10 protein-coding genes and 1 pseudogene are annotated in these 8,587 nt (G+C 30.3%); 6 read left to right on the top strand and 5 right to left on the bottom strand.

Going from position 1 to position 8,587, the window contains the following annotated elements; all coding sequences use genetic code 11:
- From NR218_RS12180 to NR218_RS12160, 5 genes and pseudogenes are all read right to left on the bottom strand, one after another.
- A pseudogene (locus NR218_RS12180) lies at positions 1–181 on the bottom strand (hypothetical protein); the annotation flags it as partial.
- A 710-nt stretch (positions 182–891) separates the two neighbouring features.
- Positions 892–1,020, bottom strand: coding sequence for a hypothetical protein (locus NR218_RS12175; protein ID WP_002449516.1), 129 nt, complete (start codon positions 1,018–1,020; stop codon positions 892–894).
- Between the two features lie 13 nt (positions 1,021–1,033).
- The gene (locus NR218_RS12170) at positions 1,034–1,918 is read right to left on the bottom strand and encodes a permease (protein WP_145421604.1); all 885 of its coding nucleotides are present in this window, start codon (positions 1,916–1,918) and stop codon (positions 1,034–1,036) included.
- Positions 1,919–2,005: 87 nt separating this feature from the next.
- Positions 2,006–2,326 carry an ArsR/SmtB family transcription factor gene (locus NR218_RS12165; protein WP_002449352.1) on the bottom strand — a complete coding sequence of 107 codons (321 nt, stop codon included), beginning with the start codon at positions 2,324–2,326 and terminating at the stop codon, positions 2,006–2,008.
- Positions 2,327–2,371: 45 nt separating this feature from the next.
- The gene (locus NR218_RS12160) at positions 2,372–2,566 is read right to left on the bottom strand and encodes a hypothetical protein (RefSeq protein WP_002454594.1); all 195 of its coding nucleotides are present in this window, start codon (positions 2,564–2,566) and stop codon (positions 2,372–2,374) included.
- 281 nt (positions 2,567–2,847) lie between these two features.
- Between NR218_RS12160 and arsD the strand changes: the two genes are divergently transcribed.
- From arsD to arsC, 6 genes are read left to right on the top strand one after another with little or no spacing between them, the layout of a single operon-like run.
- Complete coding sequence (gene arsD, locus NR218_RS12155) at positions 2,848–3,195, top strand: arsenite efflux transporter metallochaperone ArsD (RefSeq protein ID WP_002449502.1); 348 nt, start codon at positions 2,848–2,850, stop codon at positions 3,193–3,195.
- Entirely contained in the window at positions 3,182–4,903 is a 1,722-nt protein-coding gene (gene arsA / locus NR218_RS12150; RefSeq protein WP_265883433.1) for an arsenical pump-driving ATPase, read from the top strand. Before arsD ends, arsA begins: the two co-directional genes overlap by 14 nt.
- Positions 4,903–6,573 carry an FAD-dependent oxidoreductase gene (locus NR218_RS12145; protein ID WP_071560852.1) on the top strand — a complete coding sequence of 557 codons (1,671 nt, stop codon included), beginning with the start codon at positions 4,903–4,905 and terminating at the stop codon, positions 6,571–6,573. Before arsA ends, NR218_RS12145 begins: the two co-directional genes overlap by 1 nt.
- Complete coding sequence (locus NR218_RS12140) at positions 6,563–6,877, top strand: ArsR/SmtB family transcription factor (protein WP_001830569.1); 315 nt, start codon at positions 6,563–6,565, stop codon at positions 6,875–6,877. The genes NR218_RS12145 and NR218_RS12140 overlap by 11 nt, the downstream gene beginning before the upstream one ends.
- Positions 6,877–8,169, top strand: a complete 1,293-nt coding sequence (gene arsB, locus NR218_RS12135; protein WP_071560853.1) for an arsenite efflux transporter membrane subunit ArsB — start codon at positions 6,877–6,879, stop codon at positions 8,167–8,169. Before NR218_RS12140 ends, arsB begins: the two co-directional genes overlap by 1 nt.
- A gap of 18 nt (positions 8,170–8,187) precedes the next feature.
- Complete coding sequence (gene arsC / locus NR218_RS12130; RefSeq protein WP_002488502.1) at positions 8,188–8,583, top strand: arsenate reductase (thioredoxin); 396 nt, start codon at positions 8,188–8,190, stop codon at positions 8,581–8,583.
- Positions 8,584–8,587: the final 4 nt, after the last annotated feature.

Here is an 8,587-nt window from a genome sequence, read left to right as displayed (position 1 = left end):
GTGGCGATAAAAGAATGATAGGTATTCCAAAAATTAATGAAACAAAAAACTTAACTTTAAAATTTCCATGATGATGTGCATGGCCACTATGATGATTATGTGATTCATGGTTATCATGATGCATTTGATTGGAATGATTCATGTGATTTTGATGATTATGCGCTTCACCATTATTCTTCAAATTAACCCCTCCTAATAAAAATGTTATAGTAAAGTTACTTATACTATAACATATACCCCCACAGGGTATAAATAGTTTCGATTTATCTCCATTTATGGATTTATTTATATCATTCTGAAAATGATGTCTACACGTCCTACATTAGACCTTGTCATCGATGTTTAAAACAAGGTTTTAATTAAAAAATCTCATCTGAACTCTCGCATGACAATACACTCTGACCAAGGTTAGCATTATCAACACAAACCATATATTACTATTCTTAAAGAAAATAACGCATTTCAAAGTAGGTCTAGAAAAGCAAATTGTCTAGATCATTATTTAAAGAAGCCCGTAAATGAATTCATAATAAACTCATTTACGGGCTATTTTTCTAGTATTTATATTCAGTCTTTTCAAACTATATTAATCATTTTTTGATTCTCAAATTCTACGCCACAATAGCTGCATTTTATTAAAGATACTATATATTCAATCAATTTCAGAGTGAGTTATATACAACCTCATTTTTAGTTTTATTTATAATATGATTATGCACATAGGTTAATGATACGGTTTTTAATTAACGTCTTTTTGTTATAAGTCTTAAAGAAATACTAAATAAACAACATCATTTTCCTTAATTGAAACGAAAGAACGACAAATTCCATACTATTACATTGGAATTTGTCGTTCATTTATTAGAAGCATATATTTTACAGACTTCTAAATTAATTGTTACAACAACAATTATTATCCTGTTGCTCTTTTTCATTTTTCTCTTTTTTTTCTTCAATTTCTACAGAACAACAAGATTGTTCCTGAGGTTTTAATTTTTTTAATACGTCTTTGACTCCCATTATCTCACCTCCTTTAAATAACGATGTTCACCATCAAACCTGTAGAAATAGCTACAACTAAAATGGCGATAACGAATGAGATTACAAATTTTTTCTTGAATAGTTTCGATAATAATACAACTTCTGGAATACTTGCACCAGCACCACCAATGATCAAAGCAACAACTGTCCCAAGCGACATTCCTTTTGAAGCTAATGCTTCAGCTATAGGTAACATGGTTTCAGGTCTAATATACATAGGAATACCTATAATAGAAGCAATAAATACGGATATAATGCCACCTCCACTCGCATATTTAGTAATAAATGTTTCGGGTACAAAGCCATATATAAAAGCACCAATAAATACACCGATAAATAAGTAAGGAATCATTGGATATAAGAATGCCCAAGCATCATTTAATGCTTGTTTAAAACGAGATCCATTTTTATTAGCGAAAAACCCATCTCCTTTTACCGTTACACCTTTATAACTTTTAGATAAATTCATTTTTGAAAATACTAGACCCGTTAAAACACTAAAGATTGCTAGTACAATAAAATAAACAACAGCAACTTTCCAACCTAATAAGGCCCATAACATAAATATCATTAATGGATTCATTAAAGGTGACGCAATTAAAAAACTTATTGCAGGGCCAAATGGAACTTTAGAATTTAATAAACCTGCAAGTATAGGAATTGTAGAACAAGAACAAAATGGTGTCATCGCACCAAACACCATCCCCAATATATAACTAATTACTTGATTAGGCTTGCTCAAAAATCTTTTGATTTTTTCTTCCGAAACTACTTGTTGAATTAAACTTACAATAAAGCTCACGATGATAAATAGTATGAATAGTTCAAAAAACAACATCACAAATGTTTTTATAAATTCCATAATTGAATCTAACATGAGTATAATGCCTCCAAATTTAATTAATCAATATTTCTTGATTTATTAATCAAAAAAAATTGATTAATACTACATTAAAAAAGATACTTAAAGTATCTTACAACAAGTATCTTCATTTAAAACAACCTGTATTTGTTGTTCATTAATTTTGTAATAATTCCATGTGCCATGCTTTTCAGCAATAAGAACATTTGCATCTACTAATTTTTTTAAATGATAAGAAAGTTTAGATTGTTTTATATCTAATAACTCTTCTAAATCACATACACATAATGATTTATTGAAGCTTTGGCTAATTTGATTTAATATTTTTAATCTGATTTTATCGGCAAGTGCATTAAACATATTTTCATAAAAGTCAAATTGTTGATCTTCACTCATATCAGTCTTTGCTTTAATCACTTCCATAAAAGACCATCCTTTTTATAATATTTCATTGAGTTTATATTATCTTTATTTCAATTCTTGAATTGCTTGTTTATAGTTATTTTTTGTTGATTCGCCATACTGATTAATGTTCCCTTTAAAGAACTCCTTCTCCATATATATTGTAGCTTCTTTTAAATTGATTTCTCTTGATAGCATAACAAGATTTAAATAACTTACAAAGTAACCAACAGTTAAAGTACTTGAATGGTTTACTCGCAATCAAGCACGCCTCCTTATTGTCAAAGTAGTTTTATATCATTTAATACATCAACTTTTTTTGATATATTAAATATAAATCAATATCTATATTATCGCAAGAAAAAAACTATGATTTTACATAAACTTAGGTATTTCTCACAGAAACATTAAAATAATTTTTTTATAAATTGTATTATTAAGAATTAAATTTAGTAAAGTTTTTAAAACTCAAACAATAACATAGACACCCATCTATATAGATGTTAATCTATAATCGCAAATTAATTAATGAGGTGAGTATAATGTTAAATATTGAAATATACGAAGAAGCTATGTGCTGTTCTACTGGAGTATGTGGTCCAGAACCGGATGAAACACTAATAAAAGCGAACCAAATCAATGAATATTTAAAGCAAAATCAAATAGAAGTTCAACGTTATAATATGAATAATAATCCGAATGAATTCATTAAAAATCAAGAAGTTATTCGTTTAATTCAAGAAAAAGGTGATGAAGTTTTACCCATCACTTTTATAGAAGGCGGTATAGCTAAAACGGGCGCTTATATTACCCAAGAAGAAGCCGATGAAATCATTACAGTTAATCAAATGAGAAATGGAGGATGCTGTGGTGGAGATGGATGCTGTTAAATACTTAAATAAATTGAATTTAGATAACATTGAGTTAACAAAATATTTGTTTTTTACTGGTAAAGGTGGCGTAGGCAAAACAACGATATCAAGTTTTATTGCTTTAAACTTAGCAGAGAATGGAAAGAAAGTAGCTTTAGTAAGTACTGATCCAGCTAGTAATTTACAAGATGTATTTCAAATGGAATTATCTAATAAATTAACTAAATATCAACCTATACCTAATCTCTCTATAGCCAATTTTGACCCGATTGCTGCTGCAGACGATTATAAAGCACAATCTATAGAACCTTATGAGGGTATTCTACCAGAAGATGTGCTTTCTGAAATGAAAGAACAGTTAAGTGGTTCATGTACAGTTGAAGTAGCAGCATTTAATGAATTTACAAATTTTTTATCCGATAAAACTTTAGAACAAGAATTTGATTTCATTATATTTGATACAGCTCCTACAGGTCACACCTTGAGAATGCTTGAATTACCTTCTGCATGGACAGATTATTTAAATACAACGAGTAATGACGCTTCTTGCTTAGGTCAATTATCAGGTTTAAATGAAAATAGAGTTAAATATAATTCAGCACTTGAAAAACTACGTAACCAAGATGATACGACCATGATGTTAGTTGCGAGACCTACTCATTCTTCTATATATGAAATTCAAAGAGCGCAACAAGAATTACAACAACTGTCAATTTCTAAATTCAAAGTAATCATTAACAACCATATAGAAGAAAGTCACGGTTTAATTTCGAGTCAGATGAAATCGGAACAAGATAAAAACATTAATCATTTTACTGAATGGTTAAATAACAATCATGCTTATTACGTTCCATATAAAAAGCAGAAAGAAGAAGGTATAGAAAGTTTAACGAATCTATTAAATGATGATAACTTAATTGAAAATGATGACTTTATTGTTGAAGATCATCCGCAATTTAATAAATTAATCGATGAAATTGAAAATAGTAAAGTTCAATATTTATTTACAATGGGAAAAGGTGGCGTTGGTAAAACGACAGTAGCAACGCAATTAGCTACAACGTTATCTAATAAAGGATATCGTGTTCTTTTAGCAACTACTGACCCTACTAAAGAAATTAATGTTGAAACTACAAGTAATTTAAATACTGCTTATATTGATGAAGAACAAGCATTAGAAAAGTATAAAAAAGAAGTACTAGCCACAGTGAATGATGATACACCACAAGACGATATTGATTATATTATGGAAGATTTAAAATCACCTTGTACAGAAGAAATAGCATTTTTCAAAGCCTTTAGTGACATTATGGAGAATCAAGACGACATGGATTACGTCATTGTAGATACAGCTCCTACAGGCCATACTTTGCTGTTACTTGATTCTAGTGAAAATCATCATAGAGAATTAAAGAAAAAATCAACTCAAACTACCAGTAATGTTGAAACATTATTACCTAAGATTCAAAATAAAAATTTAACACAGATGATAATCGTAACACTAGCAGAAAAAACACCTTATTTAGAATCTAAACGTTTAGTAGAAGATTTAAATAGAGCTAATATAGGCCATAATTGGTGGGTTGTTAATCAATCGTTAGTTACGCTAAATCAACGTGATGACCTTTTTAGTAACAAAAAAGAAGATGAATCATTTTGGATAAACAAGATTAAAAATGAAAGTCTTGATAATTATTTTGTCATACCTTATGGGGGGTTATCATAATGAAAAAAATTGTAATCATCGGTTCAGTTGCTGCCGGTACAAGTGTCGCGGCTAAAGCAAGAAGAAATAGTGAAGATGTGGAAATTATCGTTTTTGATAAAGATAATGATATTTCGTATTCAGTATGTGGTATCCCCTACTATATAGGCGGTAATGTATCTGATATTGATGAACTCACGCCAAGAAATGCTAAATGGTTTAAAGAGCGCTTTAATATAGATATTTATACAAAATATGAAGTGAATCAGATAAATGATACTGATCAAACAATAACTGTTACCAATTTAGTAAATGATGAAAAGATGATTCAAGAATATGACGAATTAGTATTAGCAACAGGCTCATCGCCTAAGGAACTTCCTCAATTAAATAGCGAAGAATATAACAATGTATTTAAAGTTAAGAATATTAATGATGCGAAAGCAATTTATAATTATATTGAGAGCAATGATGTTCAGAATATAACAATCATTGGTGGTGGATTTATTGGTCTAGAAATGTTAGAACAATTATCTAACTACAATACTTCAATTATTCAACGCAGTACTTTTATGCCTCATTTAGACTACGATATCAGTTTTATGATTCAAGAATATATTGAAGATAAAGCTAACGTATATACCTATAATGAAATAGATAGTATTGATTATGATGAAAATCATACAATAAATAGAGTAAGCTTAAAAACTGGCGAATTAATTGATACAGATTTAATCATTATTGGGATTGGTGTCACACCAAATACTAAATTAGCTAAAGAAATTGGTATTAATATTGGAAAATCTGGAGCAATACAAACCAATAAGTATTTTGAAACAAATATTCCTCACATATATGCAATTGGTGATGTAGCAGAAAGTTATAATTTAATTACTGGTGACCCTATATATAGACCGCTAGGTTCTACAGCAAATAAAATGGGACGTATTTTAGGAGATCGATTAACTGGTGGAAATCTAGAACATAAAGGCATTTTAGGAACAGGCATTGTTCGTATATTTGATATGACAATTGCCCAAACAGGCTTAACTGAAAAAGAAGCTATTGATTTAGATATTGATATTGACGTATTACACAATGTGAAACCGAATCGTCCAGAATATATGCAAGGCCAAGAAATGGTAATTAAAGCTATATTTGATAAAAACAATTCTAAATTACTGGGTGCTCAAATTATTGGGTATGAAGGTGTAGATAAGAGAATAGATGTACTAGCTACTGCTATAACGTTTGGCGCCCATGCAGAAGATTTATTTCATTTAGATTTAGCATATGCGCCTCCTTTTTCTACAACTAAAGATCCTGTTATTTATACAGGGATGATTGGACACAATATTACTCGAGGACGCAAAATTATAACGCCTGAAGAAGTCATAAAACAAAATAATGACTTATTGATTTTAGATGTACGTTCTCCAAAGCAATTTGAAGTTAATCATGTTGATGGAGCGATTAACGTCCCATTGAAAATATTGAGAAGTTATGCAAAAACATTAGATAAAAATCAAAAGATAGTGACTTATTGTAATAAAGGTACTACTGGGAATGCTGCACAAAACGTACTTATTAATTTAGGTTTTAAACAAGTGTTTAATTTGTCAGGTGGTAATAAAAATTATCAACGTTATAAAAGGTTTCAAGTAGAAAGGAAGAAGAAAATTGAATTATAAAAAAATTTCACAATACTTAAAAGTGATTGCTGATAGTAGCCGCCTTGAAATATTAGACTTGTTATCTTGTGGTGAATTATGCGCTTGTGATTTATTAGAGCATTTTTCTTTTTCTCAACCCACATTAAGTCATCATATGAAAGTATTAAAAGACAATAATTTAATTACATCCAGAAAAGATGGTAATAAAATTTTATACAAATTGAATCATGACGTATTGGATGACGTTACATCACGACTGACTCTATTGAGTTCCAGTGCTGGCCCATGTATATGTGAAACAGTAGAGAAAGGTGAGTGTTAATGATGACGATATTAGCAATCACAATATTTGTATTAACGTTAATTTTTGTTATATGGCAACCTAAAGGTCTAGATATTGGTATTACTGCATTAATTGGTGCTGTAGTTGCTATAATCACTGGCGTTGTAAGCTTTTCAGACGTACTAGAAGTTACTGGAATTGTTTGGAATGCGACTTTAACTTTTGTTGCAGTTATTCTTATTTCACTCATATTAGATGAAATTGGATTCTTTGAATGGTCTGCCATACATATGGTAAGAGCATCAAAGGGTAATGGCTTGAAAATGTTTATCTTTATCATGCTCTTAGGTTCAGTTGTAGCAGCCTTCTTCGCAAATGATGGTGCGGCTTTAATACTGACGCCTATTGTTTTAGCAATGGTACGTAGTTTAGGATTTGATAAAAAAGCGATATTCCCATTTATTATTGCTAGTGGTTTTATCGCAGATACTACGTCTCTTCCATTAATTGTTAGTAATTTAGTTAATATTGTTTCTGCTGATTACTTTGATATTGGATTTGTTGAGTACTTCAGTAAAATGATTATACCTAATATATTCTCTTTAATCGCAAGTATTCTTGTCTTATGGCTTTATTTTAGAAAGTCTATCCCAAGAAAATTTGATGCAGTAAATATTAGAGAACCAAAAGAAGCGATTAAGGACAAAAAGCTTTTTAATATCTCATGGATTGTACTCACTGTATTGCTAGTTGGTTATTTAATAAGTGAGTTTATAAATATTCCAGTATCAATTATTGCTGGTATCATTGCTTTAATATTTGTATTATTAGCACGTAAGTCTAAGGCTGTGCATACGAAACAAGTAATTAAAGGTGCGCCATGGAATATTGTTTTATTCTCTATTGGTATGTATCTTGTGGTATTTGGTCTAAAAAATGTGGGCATCACAACGCTTCTTAGTGATGTACTAACAAATATTTCAAATTACGGCTTATTTAGTAGTATCATGGGCATGGGCTTTATAGCTGCATTCCTTTCATCCATTATGAACAACATGCCAACTGTTTTATTAGATGCAATAGCGATTGGTCAATCTCAAACAACAAGCATACTCAAGGAAGGCATGATTTATGCGAATGTTATCGGATCTGATTTAGGACCTAAAATAACACCAATTGGTTCGTTAGCAACACTTCTCTGGTTACATGTGCTTACTCAAAAAGGTGTTAAAATTTCTTGGGGACAATACTTTAAAATCGGTATTATTATAACGATTCCGGTATTATTTATCACACTGTTAGGGTTATATCTAACACTTATTATTTTCTAAAAAAAGAGGAGACTATTTATGGATAAAAAAACAATTTACTTTATATGTACAGGTAATTCATGCCGTAGCCAAATGGCTGAAGGCTGGGCTAAGAACATCTTAGGTGATGAATGGCAAGTATATTCTGGCGGTATTGAGGCACACGGTGTCAATCCGAAAGCAATTGAAGCGATGAAAGAAGTTGGAATTGATATCTCAAATCATACTTCTAATTTAATTGACAACACTATACTCAACCAATCCGATTTAGTAGTAACTCTATGTAGTGATGCTGATCAAAACTGTCCTGTATTGTCGCCTAATGTAAAGAAGGAACATTGGGGATTTGACGATCCTGCTGGCAAACCTTGGTCAGAATTCCAACGTGTTAGAGATGAAATCAAAGCAGCCATTGACTCATTTAAGGCTAGATAAATTT

This window comes from Staphylococcus sp. SUC_1.2 (genome assembly GCF_026222585.1).
The sequence above is the reverse complement of the archived record's forward strand: the minus strand, read 5'-3'. Positions and strand labels throughout refer to the sequence as shown.

Excerpts from the sequence above, each read along its gene's own strand:
- NR218_RS12175 (WP_002449516.1), bottom strand. The coding sequence starts at position 1,020 with ATGGGAGTCAAAGACGTATTAAAAAAATTAAAACCTCAGGAACAATCT.
- NR218_RS12170 (WP_145421604.1), bottom strand. The coding sequence starts at position 1,918 with ATGTTAGATTCAATTATGGAATTTATAAAAACATTTGTGATGTTGTTT.
- NR218_RS12165 (WP_002449352.1), bottom strand. The coding sequence starts at position 2,326 with ATGGAAGTGATTAAAGCAAAGACTGATATGAGTGAAGATCAACAATTT.
- arsD (WP_002449502.1), top strand. The coding sequence starts at position 2,848 with ATGTTAAATATTGAAATATACGAAGAAGCTATGTGCTGTTCTACTGGA.
- arsA (WP_265883433.1), top strand. The coding sequence starts at position 3,182 with ATGGATGCTGTTAAATACTTAAATAAATTGAATTTAGATAACATTGAG.
- NR218_RS12145 (WP_071560852.1), top strand. The coding sequence starts at position 4,903 with ATGAAAAAAATTGTAATCATCGGTTCAGTTGCTGCCGGTACAAGTGTC.
- arsB (WP_071560853.1), top strand. The coding sequence starts at position 6,877 with ATGATGACGATATTAGCAATCACAATATTTGTATTAACGTTAATTTTT.
- arsC (WP_002488502.1), top strand. The coding sequence starts at position 8,188 with ATGGATAAAAAAACAATTTACTTTATATGTACAGGTAATTCATGCCGT.